Source organism: Planomicrobium sp. CPCC 101079 (genome assembly GCF_007859275.1).
In the GTDB taxonomy this organism is placed as follows: Bacteria; Bacillota; Bacilli; order Bacillales_A; family Planococcaceae; genus Planococcus.
In genome coordinates this window covers 108,560-124,380 of the sequence record NZ_VOHC01000029.1, presented here as the reverse complement: position 1 = coordinate 124,380, position 15,821 = coordinate 108,560, and the positions used below count along the sequence as shown (strand labels likewise).

At 37.6% G+C, this 15,821-nt stretch carries 14 protein-coding genes; 2 read left to right on the top strand and 12 right to left on the bottom strand.

Features of this window, described 5'->3' with window-relative positions; translation table 11 throughout:
- Window positions 1-16: 16 nt before the first annotated feature.
- The 3 genes from FQV28_RS14630 to FQV28_RS14620 form a co-directional block, all read right to left on the bottom strand.
- Window positions 17-2,431, bottom strand: a complete 2,415-nt coding sequence (locus tag FQV28_RS14630; RefSeq protein ID WP_146497239.1) for a DEAD/DEAH box helicase family protein — start codon at window positions 2,429-2,431, stop codon at window positions 17-19.
- Window positions 2,424-2,750, bottom strand: a complete 327-nt coding sequence (locus FQV28_RS14625; protein ID WP_146497238.1) for a nucleoside triphosphate pyrophosphohydrolase — start codon at window positions 2,748-2,750, stop codon at window positions 2,424-2,426. The genes FQV28_RS14630 and FQV28_RS14625 overlap by 8 nt, the downstream gene beginning before the upstream one ends.
- An 87-nt stretch (window positions 2,751-2,837) precedes the next feature.
- Window positions 2,838-3,095: a hypothetical protein gene (locus FQV28_RS14620; protein ID WP_146497237.1), complete on the bottom strand. Its 258-nt coding sequence runs from the start codon at window positions 3,093-3,095 to the stop codon at window positions 2,838-2,840.
- A 265-nt stretch (window positions 3,096-3,360) separates the two neighbouring features.
- On the opposite strand from FQV28_RS14620, the gene FQV28_RS14615 reads away from it, so the two are divergent.
- Window positions 3,361-3,978, top strand: coding sequence for a recombinase family protein (locus FQV28_RS14615; protein WP_146497236.1), 618 nt, complete (start codon window positions 3,361-3,363; stop codon window positions 3,976-3,978).
- Window positions 3,979-4,658: 680 nt separating this feature from the next.
- Here the strand turns inward: FQV28_RS14615 and FQV28_RS14610 are convergent.
- From FQV28_RS14610 to FQV28_RS14580, 7 genes are all read right to left on the bottom strand, one after another.
- Window positions 4,659-5,750, bottom strand: coding sequence for an HNH endonuclease family protein (locus tag FQV28_RS14610; RefSeq protein ID WP_146497235.1), 1,092 nt, complete (start codon window positions 5,748-5,750; stop codon window positions 4,659-4,661).
- Window positions 5,751-5,764: 14 nt separating this feature from the next.
- A complete protein-coding gene (locus tag FQV28_RS14605) occupies window positions 5,765-6,838 on the bottom strand; it encodes an adenine-specific methyltransferase EcoRI family protein (protein WP_146497234.1) in 1,074 nt (357 codons plus the stop codon).
- Window positions 6,839-7,420: 582 nt separating this feature from the next.
- Entirely contained in the window at window positions 7,421-7,900 is a 480-nt protein-coding gene (locus FQV28_RS14600) for a Mov34/MPN/PAD-1 family protein (RefSeq protein WP_146497233.1), read from the bottom strand.
- Window positions 7,897-9,735 (bottom strand): ThiF family adenylyltransferase, encoded by a 1,839-nt coding sequence (locus FQV28_RS14595; protein WP_146497232.1) that lies wholly within the window; start codon window positions 9,733-9,735, stop codon window positions 7,897-7,899. Before FQV28_RS14595 ends, FQV28_RS14600 begins: the two co-directional genes overlap by 4 nt.
- A complete protein-coding gene (locus FQV28_RS14590; RefSeq protein ID WP_146497231.1) occupies window positions 9,728-10,837 on the bottom strand; it encodes an SMODS domain-containing nucleotidyltransferase in 1,110 nt (369 codons plus the stop codon). Before FQV28_RS14590 ends, FQV28_RS14595 begins: the two co-directional genes overlap by 8 nt.
- 11 nt (window positions 10,838-10,848) lie before the next feature.
- Window positions 10,849-12,387: an SAVED domain-containing protein gene (locus FQV28_RS14585; RefSeq protein ID WP_146497230.1), complete on the bottom strand. Its 1,539-nt coding sequence runs from the start codon at window positions 12,385-12,387 to the stop codon at window positions 10,849-10,851.
- Window positions 12,388-12,529: 142 nt separating this feature from the next.
- Window positions 12,530-13,366 carry a hypothetical protein gene (locus FQV28_RS14580; protein ID WP_146497229.1) on the bottom strand — a complete coding sequence of 279 codons (837 nt, stop codon included), beginning with the start codon at window positions 13,364-13,366 and terminating at the stop codon, window positions 12,530-12,532.
- 393 nt (window positions 13,367-13,759) lie between these two features.
- Between FQV28_RS14580 and FQV28_RS14575 the strand changes: the two genes are divergently transcribed.
- Window positions 13,760-14,029 (top strand): AbrB/MazE/SpoVT family DNA-binding domain-containing protein, encoded by a 270-nt coding sequence (locus FQV28_RS14575; protein WP_146497228.1) that lies wholly within the window; start codon window positions 13,760-13,762, stop codon window positions 14,027-14,029.
- A 64-nt stretch (window positions 14,030-14,093) separates the two neighbouring features.
- Here FQV28_RS14575 and FQV28_RS14570 read toward each other — a convergent pair whose 3' ends face one another.
- Both FQV28_RS14570 and FQV28_RS14565 read right to left on the bottom strand, forming a co-directional pair.
- Window positions 14,094-14,393 (bottom strand): hypothetical protein, encoded by a 300-nt coding sequence (locus FQV28_RS14570; RefSeq protein ID WP_146497227.1) that lies wholly within the window; start codon window positions 14,391-14,393, stop codon window positions 14,094-14,096.
- A gap of 74 nt (window positions 14,394-14,467) precedes the next feature.
- Window positions 14,468-15,724 (bottom strand): Y-family DNA polymerase, encoded by a 1,257-nt coding sequence (locus tag FQV28_RS14565; RefSeq protein ID WP_146497226.1) that lies wholly within the window; start codon window positions 15,722-15,724, stop codon window positions 14,468-14,470.
- Window positions 15,725-15,821: the final 97 nt, after the last annotated feature.

Here is a 15,821-nt window from a genome sequence, read left to right as displayed (position 1 = left end):
TTTTTAAAGGCCATTATTAATTTGAGCTACCTTTCCTTTCAAAATAGGAATGTAACCGGTACTCAGCAATTTCACGCGTCCAATTATACAAAACTTTATTTTCATCTAGAGATGGTTCAAGCTTGAACGCAAAAACTCCATTCTCAAACAAAACAAGCCCGTCTTTCGCGCTGCCGCTCCACTTAGACATCGGCATATTCGATATGAGATCCGCTATTTTCTTTTCATTATAGTTATGGAGTCTTTTTCCTTGAGCATCACTAAAATCAATTTTTAACCGATAATCTTTTTCTGTTAAATATTGATGGAAGTAAGGAGCAGCCTCCTTTGGTGTAATAGGCTCCAGCCAGCGTTCGATTCCTTTAGATAGCATATAGCTTAAAACCACCAACTTATAACTTTTCGTCATCCCGGTTTTTTCAACTTCAATAAACCAAGGTTTATATTTCATCCAAATAGTTTCTTCCTCGCCTGTTAACTCCCCTGCATAAGCAAGCAGCCCGAAGTAGCTATTGAATTCTTGTTTTACAGTCCGAGAATCTACATTGGCATGGAGATGGAATTCCAAATAAGTCGGCCGTCTCCCCATTTCTCTTTTCAGTTCCTGGTAAGCTAAGACCAAAGCTTCTTTCCGAGGCGCCCTCTTTTTATTAAGCTCCTCAAGAAGGTTGATGACTTGCAAATCCAAATTGAATTCACAAGCTACCGGCACTAGCGGTTGAATCGTACTACTTTTGCCAACTTTTTCTCCTTGATCAAAGACAGACAGCTTTAAGTCAGCATTGCGGTAATTTCCTATAAAATCAATAATAACGCAATGCGTTTTCCCTTCAGCTACACGCAAACCACGCCCAATCTGTTGCGTGTAGACAGCCAATGATTCTGTCGGGCGAATAAAGAGAAGGGTATCAACTTTTGGAATATCAACGCCTTCATTGAACAAATCGACAGTAAAGATGATTTCCAGATCCCTAGAATCCAGTCTTGCTCTCGCGGACTTTCTTTCGTCTGACGGAGATTCACCATGCAGTGCAATGGAACGGACACCATTTTTTTGGAAGAAAGCACTCATATAAACTGCCTGCTTTACGGAAGAGCAAAAGACAATCGTTCGGGTCTGCTTGTATTCTTGCCAGGCATCCATAATCTTCTGGGCAAAATCTTCCCGCAGCTGTACCTGCAGCAATTCTTCTTCATCATAACGAGTACCACGCCATGGAATAGCTGAATAATCCGTGTCGTCATAGACTCCGTAATATTGAAACGGTGCCAGCCAATTCCGTTCTATCGCGTCCAAGAAGTGGATTGAGATGGCAACATTCCCGTCGCATAATGCGTAAACGTCCTTATTGTCCATACGGTCTGGAGTTGCCGTGATTCCAAGCATGAACTTTGGCTCGAAATGATTCAGCAGGCGCTCATAAGTCGGCGCTGCCGCGTGGTGAAATTCATCCACTACAATCAAATCGAATGCATCCGGAGCGAATCGGTCTAAGTGGTATTGGCTGCCGAGCGTAAAAATGGAAGCAAAGATAAAGTCGGCATCCGTTCCTTTTTCAGCTGCGTTATAGAAAGTGCTAGAACGGTTCGGATGGACATGTTCGAACGATTGCTTCGCCTGAAAAAGAATTTCTTCTCGGTGCGCAACAAATAAAACCCGCTTGAATCTTTCCACGAAAAAAGCAGCTAAGTAAGTTTTTCCGAGTCCTGTTGCCAGTACCACCATGGCGCGGCTGTAGTCCTCAGCCATAGCGTTTTCGAGAGCTTCCAACGCTTCTTGTTGGGCGGGCCGAGGTGAAATATCGGTTATGTAAGGCGCTGGAGGATCTACCACTATCCCTGCCTGAGATTTACCCACGGTCATTTCCACTTCTTCAGCTTTTGACCAGACCGGACTGATCGGCCGTTTAATATTTGCTTCTTTATGTAATGTTTCGTATTCAGTAAGTGTTTCTTGGTTCAAAGGAATTGTCTGATCTGCATAGAAGTGTTTGTTAAACTGAATGACCGCTTCTTCAAAAACTTCTGCATCCACTGATGTTGGGGCAATCAAACTCCACTCAACGCCTTTCGTCAGTGCAGATGCAGACAGATTGGATGAGCCGACAATCAAGTGGGAGTTTTCCTTGCCTCTAAACAAATAAGATTTGGGATGGAAAGACGTTCCCCCACTTTTCCATAGCCGGATTTCAGCTTTTGGCAGCTGATTCAACAGGAGTCTAAGCGCTTGAGGCTGAGTGACAAAAAGGTAGTCGCCGATTAATAGTTTAATCGGCACTCCCCTTTCAGTCGCTTTCTTCAAAAAAGGGACAATTAACTCAACACCGGACTTCATAGCAAAAGCGGTAATCCAATGAATTTCAGTCGCATCTTTCGATAATCTCTCTAAGTGTGATATGAGTTGGGAAGTTACAAGTTCCAACTTAGTCATCTTCGACCTCGATCAAGAAGACTCGCTTCTCAAAGCCGCCGCGTTTTTCGGTTTTCTGTTTGCGAACCTCTTCCAGTTCTTCAAAAGAAGAACCGTGAATTTTTGTTGCTGCATGGATTAGTTCAAGAATGTCAGCAAGTTCTTCTACTGCTTCTTTGTTTGTTTCTGCTTCGTTGTATTCTGTCAGTTCTTCGCTTAGTTTTTTTCTTACTTCAACAATATATTCTTCATTTGAAAGAATACGAGTTGAAAATTCTTTCCCTGTTTTCTTAATCACCTTTGGTATCTCATCACGAACAAGTTTATTATATCTTGGCATTAATATACTCCTTCTTATTTTGAATTGATTTCATTATCTAATTTAGATCACTTTATAAAAGGAAGTTTTAATGGTGCCATACTAACATTATTTCTTGTATAAAGATGACATCTTACCATCCATTCCCGGATATACATACATAGATTTATAAAAACTAATTGAATCATATTTTGTTAATTGCTTCTTAGCATCTAAAGATGATATATATATTACTTCATTTGATAATATTGGTTCTCCAAAATATTCATAGTCAATTACATAAATATTTTCAGAATTCTGCAATTTCAAAACGGAAATCCACATTTTTGTATCAATAGTAATTCCCAATATGACATGTGCTATCAAATTACTTCCCCCTATATTAAGTAAATTTCATATCTCTCATCTATTTATAACATATAGAATTATAGATATTATGGTACTTTTTAAATCTTCATTTTCTTTTCGTAAAAGTACACTTTTACGAACGCTTGAAAAAGGGCCGAAAAATGGCAAAAAGAGCGTTCGTAAACGTGTCAAATCACTTTACGAACGTTCGCGAAATTGCATACACTTTTACGAACGCTTTTCAGGTATAATGAGAGGAAACAATCGTTTATAGAGGTGAATTATGGAACATCGTAAATTTGGCTACATACGTGTCAGCAGCAAAGATCAAAATGAAGGCCGTCAATTGGAAGCCATGAGAAAAATGGATATCAATGAACGGGACATTTATTTGGACAAGCAGAGTGGCAAAAACTTTGAACGCGCAAATTATCAATTACTGAAACGGGTTATTCGAAAAGGCGACATTTTGTACATCCACTCGTTGGATCGGTTTGGCCAAAATAAAGAAGAAATTCTCCAGGAGTGGAATGACCTCACGAAAAACATCGAAGCCGATATTGTCGTATTGGATATGCCGTTATTGGATACAACTCAATATAAAGATAGTATGGGGACCTTTATTGCGGATTTGGTTTTGCAAATTCTTTCCTGGATGGCTGAAGAAAAACGGGAGCGCATTCGGAAACGGCAGCGCGAAGGAATCGACCTGGCGTTACAAAATGGTATTCAGTTTGGCAGACCGACCGTTTTTGTTTCTGAGGAATTTAAAGAGGTTTATAGAAAATGGAAGGCTAAAGAATTAACGGCAGTGGAAGCTATGCAAGAAGCTGGGGTTAAAAAGACTAGTTTTTATAAATTGGTGAAAGCACTCGAAGAAGAAACAGCCAACATACTATAAAGAAACTCGTCGATTTTACGTTACAAAACAGCCATTTCTTGGAATAGCTGCTTTGAGAAGGGCGTTTATTTAGTTAAATTATTATAATTTATTAATGCGACACCTTCTTCATAAAAAGCAAGAAGGTGTCGCATTGGTATTTTAGTCAAAAGTATTCTTAGTTAATGTAATCTAAAGCCAATACAAAGAGGCAAGAACAATGATTACTTTGTTAGTAACAGTACACTTAAATATGTAGCTTTTAAATGAAATCTCAAGATTCAAGATTTTACCTCCTTACTTACCAAGAGGCGACTATGTCATTGTACTAGAAATAATAGCACTTGCAAATAAGAAAGTACTGGCTTCTCAACCTCTTTATAAATTCATGAATCTCGTACCAAACTTATAATTTATTAATTAAAGATTACTTCGCACTTTCTAAAATTATTTCATCATTGCAATTGTTTTTCTGAGTCTAGGACAGGTATTTTTCTTCTTAGCAGCATCGCTATTGCACGTCAGCTATGTGAGTATAATTGCTACGATGGACCCTTTTCTTACTTTCTGTACTTTTTCTGAAGGGCAGAGAAAAAATAACGCTATCTATATATTAACAATAAAATCGAGTTCTTGAAAATTTAAAAAACCAGAGACAGTTAGTCTCTGGTCCGGAATAACGTAATGTATATTACTGCTAGTTATCCGCCTTTTGCTAGGTTACAGTCTACACAAAGCATCTGACAGTTTTCTGCAGAAGTTTTGCCACCTGCATGCCAAGGAGTAATATGATCACCATGCATTTGTTCAAACTCAAAGTGTTCTTCACAATGAGGACAAATCCCATCTTGTCTTTCATATGCTGAACGCTTCTGTCCTACTGTAAAAGCACGTATATTCAAATACTTTTCATTCCTTGTCAGAACGTATACATAAATTCCACTTTTCTTCGTTACATCATCGTCTATCATAAGGGTTCTAATTTCCGCTTCCAGCGCTGCAGTATCGAACATTTCATCTTTAAATTCATCGTATAGCTTTCCCCAGTTGAGTCCTTTCATTTCTCTACGATATGTAGGGAAAGTAAGCTGGGCCCACTCGATGACATTCCTATAGTAAGTCCAAAGTTCATTTGCATTGGGATCATGTTGGTGAACTGACATATATTTTTCTATTTCACCCTTACTTATCCAACTCAGTGCAGTTTCTAAAAGCTCCTGACGTATAGGAGAACCTTTAACATAATCTTTGGATAGAAGATAAGCGGAACAATTTGATTTACTGAAAATGGCCTTTGCACTTGTAAGCCAAGTGCCAGTATATGTTGCATTGCGTAATTCTTGATCATAAAGACGTTCTCCTGCGATATTAATTACTTTAAACCAATCCAATTTTTCTGTATCTGTTCCTTCGCAAAAATATACCATTAACTTATAGTCGAGAATTTGTTCTTTTTCATCACGTGTAAGGTTTGAGAAAGCCTTTGGGTACTCGCCGATCTGAATAGAGAAGTCATTTTCTACGTATCGACAAAAACTGATGGTTCGCTGCTGCCCATCAAGCACTTCAAATGTTCCATCATCATTTTTTACCCAATACATAATATTGAGAGGGAAATCATTCCGGATAGTATCAATCACAGCATTGCGCTTTTTTTCATCGTATACAAATTCTCGCTGATACTTCGGGCGAATATTCAACCGTCCATCATAGCCAACAACACCTTCTTCAGCATTATCAATAAAGTTCTCTGTTATTTCACGGACGGTTATTTCATGCAGTTCAATTTTCATTTTTTCGCCCCTCCTCAGATCATCTTATTTCGGATTAATATCCTGGCGTAAGGACATTTTGGCTGACCGTCTATGGTATATGCTAAATCGGTACGTCCCCTGTGATTCTTTCTTATTCCAAGCTCTTTAGCGAAATCTCCCCCACCGTAACCTAACAGTTCAAATTGTTCTGGATTCAATTTATCCAAAAATGTGGTAGGAACTCCCATTATTCCATCGTAATCGTAAGGAATATCTGTGTATGTACTTACATCAATCGCATCATAATTATCATATTTTATATAATTATCAGGCGAATATTTCTTGTATAGCGATACAAATTCTGTGTGTTTGCTTACTGGCAATGTGGTAATCCAACAGGAAGAAGCAACTCTTGCAAATTTTTTCCCGTTTTCAATGTGATGGTATGTTTCATAATGATCAGGAATTTCAAAAAACATCCCTTTATTAAAGTTGGTATATCCCGTTCTTGCTTTATCTGCTCGAATTAACGGGAACACCTCTTTGTATTTAAGCGAGTTAGTATTTCCTATAATGATAAAATCCTTTTCGTATTGTGTTACTGTTGTTATAAAAGCACTGAACAAACTAAAAGGTGGATTAGTAACTACAATGTCGCACTCTTTTAAGAGTTCTATACATTCCTCGCTTCTAAAGTCCCCATCACCTTCCAACATTGTTAGAACATTTTTTTTACTTCTTAAAAGCTGCTTAACATCCGTCAGATCAATGGCTCCATCTTCGTTTAAATCTTCTACTTCAGTAATCTCGATTTTATAGGCTTTTTTACCTTCTCGAACTGTGGAGATAACTTCTTCTTCTCCAAAAATATTCAATTGAGTGTAGACAATTGGAGAAGTCCCATAACAAGTGGCAATCAATTTCTTCAATCCTAGATATTTGAAATTCATGGAGAAGTACTTAAAGAAGTTGCTTTCATAGGGATCGTCACAGTTACAAAAAATTATTTTATCCTTGAAGTGGTCTTTGTAATGCTTCATTTCTAACTCTATATCTGGCAGTCGAGTATAAAACTCATCATTTTTATTAGCTTTTGCTTTATTCAAATCCTTAAAGCTGTTTCCCATAGATAAACACTCCTTCTCTATCTGTCATTTTATATTATTTTAAGAGAAAATATACAATTTTACCGGTCTCTTCATACTAAAATTATAACAGAGTGTATTGATGCTTTGTTTATATTTTCCACTATTATGATATTAACAACTAGCAGATTTTGATCGACTACCTGTATAAAAAATCATAGTAGTTTCACGATCTCGGGGGTGTTGTCACCACCGGTGATAAAATACCCAATAACACCGTTTTAAAATTCCCCATTTATCAAGGATAATCGACATATACTATGTTACAGAGGAGTATGTGTCGATGTTGAAAATGGAGGAATTTTTTAAGATCCGGGAACTATACCAAAAAGGATCGTTTTTGATTTAAAATCCTAATTTCAAAATTTTGTTTTACTTTATTGAAGTAAATTTTTATTTTGGATTAATTAGTTAAAATATGTAAAAAAATTTAATGGTTTATGAAAAGAGAGTTGTTTAAAAGCCAAGCCTCTTCAAATAGGCTTGGCTTTTATATCGATAATTTTATATTGAATAGTAGTAGCAACCAATTCACATTTATAATACATAAAATTAGAGCAATTTTTATGAAAACGAAGCAAAGCTACCATTTCTGAAGAAAACATACGGTGAAATATTAATCTCATTCGTCTTCCCATTGACAATCATCAAAATGGGTTCCGGGCAATTATACTCTTTAGCCAAGGAAATTTTTTTCATCTCATTTTTATCAATACTACTTGGATATTTTGAACCGTTAGGGTGAAAATGCCACTCACCTAAGTAATAATTACCGTTTAGTTCCCATTCTATATTTAATTGCTGTTGTAACCCTTTAACACCTCTAATGAATGTATTTGGACTACTTTTTGAATCAGTAGGAGGCGCAGTAATCAGAATTATATTTGCCGTTTTTTGATTGGGCGAGTAGCTGCCTATAAGAATTCCACCGGTTTCATTTGGAAATGAAAGATTACATAATTCTTGCAGCTTAAGTATTTGACTAGAGAGAATTGTAATTTCAATTTCAGAATGGGCACAAGTATACTTAAAAAGCTTATTCACTTATATTCCTCCTGAGAAATAAGCAAGATGCCTTTGAATATGCCATCTTCAATTTGTTGCTCAAAAACCAAAAGAGTTGGATGTTTTTTTGGTTCTTTTATTGCCAATTCAATGTTCTTAATAGCTGTGGAAACCAATAGCCAAATATCATCAGCTCTTGCAGGAAAAACTGGGTGCCAGCAGCCGACGCCTTCTCGAGGAAATTCAATTCCATCTGTCATTTCTCTCTCTTTTTCCATCCAGGGAGAAATTAAGTCAAAGAAAGCCTTCGAAGAAAAAATTTCCCCATTAGCTATAAACAAATAAAGATACTTAGCCTCATAGCCGATAGAAAGAGAAATGAAAGTTTTAACAGAATTCCATTTGAAATTTTCAAGATGAATAAGAGTATCATTTTCTCCTGTACACTCTATAATTACCTCATTCATCTTAATGATTTCTTGTGTTTCTTCATCGATATAAGGGAAATGGCTAGTAAAACTTTTTATTCTGTTATGAGGAGAAATACTTTGTAATCTTTTTTCCATTGCTTCAACTTTATATGATTTTAAATCGTTTAGGGTTAAAGTATGACGAACAAGATTTCCAGCTTGAAAAATATCTTGATCTAATAATGTCATTTCTTTTTGCCCTGAACGGACCATCAGTTCTGCAACGACTGAACCGACTGCACCAGCTCCAATAATTAAAGTAGGCTTTGAAGAAACTTCTGTTCCAATACTGCCTCTGCTAATCAACTGTTCCTGATTCCAATTTTCTGTTTTTGCCCATTTTATACGATTTGTAGCCTTGTAATTTCTATGTTGATCGCGGAGCCAGTAACCTTTTTCTTCGTCTCTAAATCCTTTAGAGGCCTGTTTATTGTTTTTAGTTAATAAGGGTAGTTCAATCGCTTCCCAATGAATTTGAGTTTTATCTTTTCCAACTTCTTTTGGAATAGGAAAGCCGACCATTAAAATTTGAATCTTTTCTTCGCGTATTTTTGGGGAAAGTTCTTTCAAGATCTGTAGTAAATCAACTTGCTGCTTTGTGCACTGGAGCATCAATTCTCCCCAGTATATGGGCGCTTGCCACGGTTCAATTACCGGAATTTCATCCAAAATAAGCCAACCTCCTAAAATTAAAGAACCTGTATTATTTTCAATAAAACTTCCCCACTTATTTTCAAGCACCAAATTTTCTTGAGAATTGAAAAACTTACTAGTCACCACTAGTGGATTTCCCTCGTGCTTATTAACAATATTAAATTCAGCATAACCATATTTAGCTTTGATACTTTTCCAGTTATTAATTGTTGTGGCATCTTCAGAAAATGCTAACTTCAATGTTGAGTTCTGAGGAAACTGAGGAACTTCAAAGGGATCTCCTAGTTTAAAAAGCTCCTCTGCACTTGCGGCTTTAAGCCAATGGATTATTCTCTCGAAATGCCAGCCCAATCGCAAACAATACTCTGCGGGTTCGGGACTTAAACCAAGCCGATTAAAAAGTCGACTATTAGTGTCTAGACATAAATCTCCTAGACGCCATGGAACTTCATTTTTTCCTTCTGCATTGTAATTTTGATGAGGAAAAGTCGAAGTGATTCCCCCGTCTTTAGCCGGATAAAATTTTATTGTGCCGAGCGGGTAGGAATTTTCAATAAAGATATACCATATAGTCTTCTTAGGAACGAAACTGCTTGTAGTTTCAATAGTAATAGCACACTTCATAACCCACTTAAGTTCATCTTGATTCCACGTTAAATCTTCAAGAAGTTCAATATTCTTAAACTCTTCTATTACCCTTCTGCCTATAGCCAATTCATTTGAAGGAACGATATTTTTATAATTAAGCAAATCTATTCGATCCTAAACTGGTCTGATTCGTTCTTTCTGAAAATCTATCTATGGAGTTAGTCCCCTTTGGAGAAGGAGGGAGGGGAAATTTATTTCCAAAAAGTCCTCTCCAAAGTTCAGCACTAGCATCAAGAGTTTCAGCATTTAAAGCATTTCTAGCAATATTAGCAGCAATTACTGCTCTCTCATAAAATGCACCGTACTCTTCCTCAGTTAATCTGCCAAATACATCATGTTCTGGTACTCCGTGGTCTGGCATAACAGGTTTATCTTTATAATTAGTGATAATATTCTCTAAAGTCAAGGTGACTCCTTCGGCTACCGAACGGATTCCATCAGGACAAGTTTGTCCTATCAGGTGCTCTAACGGGTAACTTTTTGGATGATTTGCCTCTGGATCATCAAACTTACGCCACCATTTTAATGCTTTAACTACGTTTACAAAATGTTTGTTTGTCAATCTGTTTTTATCCCAAGTAAATTTCATTTGTGCTAAAGGGTCGGTTGGGGTCCACTCCTCTTTTTCACGATCAGGAATATAAAGCGGTTCTGTTTTCCATTCCGCTTCATTTTCTGCTTTTGCAAATTCACGATTTAGAAAAGTTCTTTGACTCGGTATGACCCAAGATTTAGCCAATTTCCAGTCGTCTAAATTTTCTAAGGCATATTCCGTTAACACGCTATCAGCAGTTAGTATCTCTTGTTGACTTTCAGAAGGTGCTGAGGTAATTACTAAATCTAAATCGACATAACTTAATTCAATCCCTAATGACCTACCTTGTGTACGGTATTTTCCTTTATAGTGTTTTTCAAGAAAAGGTTCAAATAGCTTTAGCGCTTCTTCAGGAGTACATGAGTTTCGCTCTAAATTTGTGACAACAATTATATCAACATCTGAACGTTTTCCGCTTTTGGGTCTAGTAGCTGTTGCTCGTCTATAACTACCTTGCAAGAAGGTGCTGATAACAATTTGGGACAAATCTTCATATTCGTTTAAGCGTTTCCGCAGAGTGGCATGACCTGTAATTAAATCATTCACTTGATTTTCTGTTAACCGGATTTCTTTTAAAAAATCGTTAAAGTACGTTGGTATAGTTGCCATTTTTATTCCTCCTACATTTCTTTAATTCCAGGAGGAAACGAAAAAGAACTTTCATAATCTCCGGGGATTCTTGTCTCGAAATTATATTCATACAGAGTAAACTTCCCAAAGGCTCGAGCATTTTGACCTATGAAAAATGTTAAAGCATTTGGGCCAGACATGAAAATATGCATTTTTCCTAACCGATCTTCAAGTGCTCGATTGTTGACTTTAGTGGCGAGGTTATCCGCTAATATCCATGCATGTGTAGCATCCTTAATGATATGAGCGCCAGGATTTATTCCAGGTGTCATAACGATAATTTTTTTTATTGGCAACTGTTTCTGGTCGATGAAAAACTTTACTTCTTCCAAAATGTCATGTCGAACAGCAATGACAACTGCAATATCTTTTGCTGAGTTATCCAATGTTTCGACCTTATAGTCCCAATTAGTATATCCGCTTAGATCTACCTTTGGATTTGGCACCCAAGGTTGGCGTCCTCCATAATTCTGGACTGGAGCAACATTAACTCCAGCTTTTGAATCTAAAAGATAACCAGCAGCAAATGCAATAGACGAATGAGTTTCCAAGTACAAATGATAAGATGATTTTTCTCTAGTAAATTCATGAAGGAATTTTTCTACTTTAGGAAAAATATTTGTATCCCAATCATACTCTTTCTTTATCTTCCGATCATTGAAGTTTTCCAACAAACATTCTAAATGTATTAATTCATTATCCATATATTCCGTATTTCTTGAAAAACTACGGATACCAATAGGAATTGCTTTTGGGGTTATAAGTGGTTTTCCAATCCACAACCCTTCTCGTTCACAAAGTTTAATAATTGCCTCTTTAGTGAACTCAGTTTTTCCGGTTTTTTGTGCAAACTTGATTAAATCAATATAAGGATTGGTATTTGTCTCTTTATTTATTGGTTTAAAACCAGCCATATACAAAGATTGAAACACATCATTTTTCATGTCTTCAATACTTTTATGACTAAATTTGATACGAAGAGTTCTTAAAACAATTTTCAATTCCTCATCTGTAATGTTTAAATGTTCTCGCCAAGCTTTTCTTACCTTTCCCATAGCACTTTTGTCTCCGCCTTTAAATAACTTATCTTCTCTAATTTGTCCACCGACATTGCTAACGAATTGTGATAATTGATCGTCGGGGTGGATATTCCAAGGAGAAACTATATAAAAGCGGACACCTTTTCCAGTTGGAGCAACTTGCTTTTGAGCGTTAGCAATTTTCTGCAAGAAAGAGACAGATGAAGCGTTAATGAAAGCAGGATTTATCAGTTCTGCCCAAGTGAAACTCCCATTTTGTGTAGCGTGGTATTTGACTTGAAAGTAATCGGCTTTAACTTCATCTCCATTTTCATCCATGATACTGTTTTTATAAAATACAACCACATCATCAATTGATTTAATTTCTTCGTATTCATACCCTACTTTTTCTATATTATTATGTTCCTGAAACATTTCACTTATTTTTGACCAAAAGAAGTAAGCTTGATAATCATCACCATGCATTCGGGCCACAATAGCTTTGCTCATAAAATCACCTTTTCTTCTGATTTATACTTATATTCTTTACACAATTATTAATTTATTTCTTCAATCTTATAATCTTTCTACAACCTGTTTTTTTGCAAAAGCATACTAATTCTGTGGTTAATTCTTATCAATCTATTTTTCATCACTTAGGAGTGATAGAAATATCAAATTCCGCTTTGTGGTTTTCATCCATTATTATGATGTATTCTATTTCCTCTTTATTTATTGCTATATGTTGTGTTGAAGCATTTTCTTTATTCATTAAATGAAGATATTTTCCTGGATGATTATTTTTCATATAACATTCTTTTATTTCTTTTCCATTTTTCAAAACCACTGTAATTTTTGGTGTCTTTTTTAATTTTAAATGAGTTATATATTCTTGTAACATGGCCTCTAAAGTACTCTTAACTGGAAAATAAAATAAAATAGAAAATATTATAAGAGCAATAATTGGAGAATTTGAACCTTGATCAAATATTATATTTTTTAGAACTTGGTTAGTTTCTGTAAAATTACCCTTTAAAGATTTTCCAATCGATGCAAGAGAAAGTTGGACCAAATCTAAAAAAACTACCCATGAAACTAAGATTGTAAGGAGCATAATAAAAAGCACAGTTAATTTATGCTTCATTATTTGCTTTTCTCTAATTTGTTTAAAGTTAACTGTATAAAGTGTAGAAAATATTATGGCTATGAAATAAGCAATTAAAGCTATATGATTCCAACTCAAACCTTGCGGATCTAATAAATTTTCTATTTCAAAATTCAACATTAAAGTTATAAATAAAATTCCTATAAATAGAAAGACTTCTTTCAAAGCTTTATATAAAATGGCTACATTTCTTGTCAAAAAAATCCGTTCAAATCGATTCCTCGATTTCCAATTCCATACAGTATATAGAATAACTAAAATTGGTAAATACCAAAGGTTTTCTGATGTCGCAAGTTTTAAAAAAGCGGAAAAAATTTGATCCATATGTTCTCCTTTTAATTTAATTTCTCTTATGTTATTTAATCTTAATCGGATCCTGTTCAATACTATTAATTTTCACCTTATCAATAACTTAAATAAAGAATACCAATTTATAACTCATACGTTTTTAAAATACTAAAGTTTCAAACTTTTGAAGTGTTATCTTTACTAGAAAAACTTTAATATAGAAAATCCTCTATTATCTTTAGTTATTATTTTCTGGCTTTAAATTAAGAAATTACGAATTAACTTTAATAACTAAATAAAAGATAGAGAACCTATTGTTGGAAGATCAGCACTCGATTATGATGAATATGTAAATAAGTTACATATAAAAGATTCGCTAATGAGATGTGACAGCAAATTTTCTCTCCATCCCAACAAAAGAGCTTAATCATGAAAAAGCCAAAAATTATTCGTAAGTTGGATCCTTTAGGGAGGGTGGTCATGCCGATCACCTTACGAAAATTACTAGATATACACGAAAACGATGAGATGGAAATTTTTCTTGAAAACGACAGACTTGTATTGAAAAAGCACAAGCCATACAAAGCCTGTTACATCACGAAGGAAATAAAAAAAGAGAACAAAGAATACGCCCCGGGACTCTTTCTAAGCCCTGAAGGCGCTGAGATCCTCTACCATCAATTAAAGCCAAAGCGATAAACAGAAGGGGGCTCCTGCTATTCTTTTCATTTCACTCGTTTCGATTTGGATCTTCTGTGCAAGGTTACTTGGCTATGTGCTCGTACTTTCTCAACACGTCTTGCAGCACGTTGCTATCCACTAATCCTTGCCGGTAAGCATGATTCAGATAAAGTGCTTTCTGGCAAGCCCATGCCTCTTCCAATTCCTGAAGCCTCCTCCGCTGCTCATCCGTTGTGAAAGAGTCCTTCAAACGGTGAAGGCCTTCCGTGATCCGTTCATCTAGTTCAGCATATTCCGGCGTTTGTTCAACTTTCAAGAAGGCAGTATCTTCAACTCTTTCCTTTATGATTCCGTTGAAAGCTTGTGTTAGCACGTTCTCCATTTTCAACGCTCCTTATCCTTGTTTTTCTTCCTACTATGTATAAGACATCTGTTATTCGCCTGAATAAGCTTACATTATTTTATATGTCCCCCAATCAAACGAGTCCTCGCAATGGCGGTTCCCGCTTCCGTTCCGGATACCGCTCGGTAAACCGCCGAATAGCCGTACTTTTCCCGTATGGTATCCATGGCGGCACCCACCTTCCGCTTCTCCCACTTCCGCGCTTCGAACAGGCTCAGCTGCATGCTCGACTCGTCCTCCAGGTTCGTAATGGAGAGGGAAACCTGCCGGACCGGCTTGTCCTGATGGAACTTCCGGAAGAGTTCCTGACAGACTTTATAGATCTTCATCGTCTCGTTTGTCGCTTCGTCAATCGATTGCGAGCGGGAGAATCCGCCGCCGAATGCGGTCTTGCTGTAGCCGATGGACAGGTGGATGGTCCGCCCGGCCTTCCGCGCTACCCGTGCCCGCATGGCCACGTCCTCGCACATCTCGAGGATGATGGTCATGATTTCCTCTTCTTTGATGTAATCCCGATAGAGGATCTGCCCTTTCCCGTAACTGACCTGCCCTTCCAGGAGCAGCGCTCCCAATTGGGAGAAGTCAATGCCGTGCGCGTGCTGATAAAGCTGGTGGCCCAGGATACCGAACCGGTCCTCGAGCACCGACAGCTCCGCTTGTGCCAGATCCCCGATCGAGAAGATGCCCATGCCGTTCAGCGTCCGTTCCGTCCGGGAACCGATCCCCCACATCTTGCTGAGGGGCGCCACCGGCCACAGCTTTTTCGGCACGTCCTCATACGTCCATTCCGCAAAGCCCGTTTTCTTGGCCTCCAAGTCCAACGCCAGCTTTGCCAGCAACATATTCGGCCCCAGGCCGACCGCCGATGGCAGGCCGAACTGCCAGATGAGCGCGTCCTGGATGTGTCGGACGACCGCTTCCGGTTTGCCCCATAACGCTTCCACATGCGTGAGGTCCACAAAGCTCTCGTCTACGCTGTAGACGTGCACCGATTCTTTCGGTACGAACTCCATCAAGAGTTCCGTAATTGCAATCGACACGCGCAGGAAGAACCCCATCCTCGGCTCGACAAGCAGGATGCGGGGATCGTCCGGAATCTCAAACAGCCGGGTGCCGGTCTTCACCCCGAACTCCTTCTTCATGCGCGGCGAGGCAGCCAGTACCACACTCCCTTTCCGTTCCTGGTTCCCGACAACGGCGATATAGGCCTCCAGCGGGTCGAGCCCCCTCTCCACCGCTGCACAGCTGGCATAGAAGCTGCGCATGTCGATACAGGCAATCGTTCGGTTTGGCAATGCTTGAGCTTCCATCTGAAAAACCCCTTTTACGAGAACGCTTGTTCTTATTCTATACCTCAGATTTCCACCTTACAATCCTTTTCACCAAAAAGAAAAATGTTATTGTGGT

Excerpts from the sequence above, each read along its gene's own strand:
- FQV28_RS14610 (WP_146497235.1), bottom strand. The coding sequence starts at position 5,750 with ATGAAAATTGAACTGCATGAAATAACCGTCCGTGAAATAACAGAGAAC.
- FQV28_RS14575 (WP_146497228.1), top strand. The coding sequence starts at position 13,760 with ATGAAAAAGCCAAAAATTATTCGTAAGTTGGATCCTTTAGGGAGGGTG.
- FQV28_RS14625 (WP_146497238.1), bottom strand. The coding sequence starts at position 2,750 with ATGCCAAGATATAATAAACTTGTTCGTGATGAGATACCAAAGGTGATT.
- FQV28_RS14565 (WP_146497226.1), bottom strand. The coding sequence starts at position 15,724 with ATGGAAGCTCAAGCATTGCCAAACCGAACGATTGCCTGTATCGACATG.
- FQV28_RS14605 (WP_146497234.1), bottom strand. The coding sequence starts at position 6,838 with ATGGGAAACAGCTTTAAGGATTTGAATAAAGCAAAAGCTAATAAAAAT.
- FQV28_RS14590 (WP_146497231.1), bottom strand. The coding sequence starts at position 10,837 with ATGGCAACTATACCAACGTACTTTAACGATTTTTTAAAAGAAATCCGG.
- FQV28_RS14585 (WP_146497230.1), bottom strand. The coding sequence starts at position 12,387 with ATGAGCAAAGCTATTGTGGCCCGAATGCATGGTGATGATTATCAAGCT.
- FQV28_RS14570 (WP_146497227.1), bottom strand. The coding sequence starts at position 14,393 with ATGGAGAACGTGCTAACACAAGCTTTCAACGGAATCATAAAGGAAAGA.
- FQV28_RS14630 (WP_146497239.1), bottom strand. The coding sequence starts at position 2,431 with ATGACTAAGTTGGAACTTGTAACTTCCCAACTCATATCACACTTAGAG.
- FQV28_RS14580 (WP_146497229.1), bottom strand. The coding sequence starts at position 13,366 with ATGGATCAAATTTTTTCCGCTTTTTTAAAACTTGCGACATCAGAAAAC.
- FQV28_RS14615 (WP_146497236.1), top strand. The coding sequence starts at position 3,361 with ATGGAACATCGTAAATTTGGCTACATACGTGTCAGCAGCAAAGATCAA.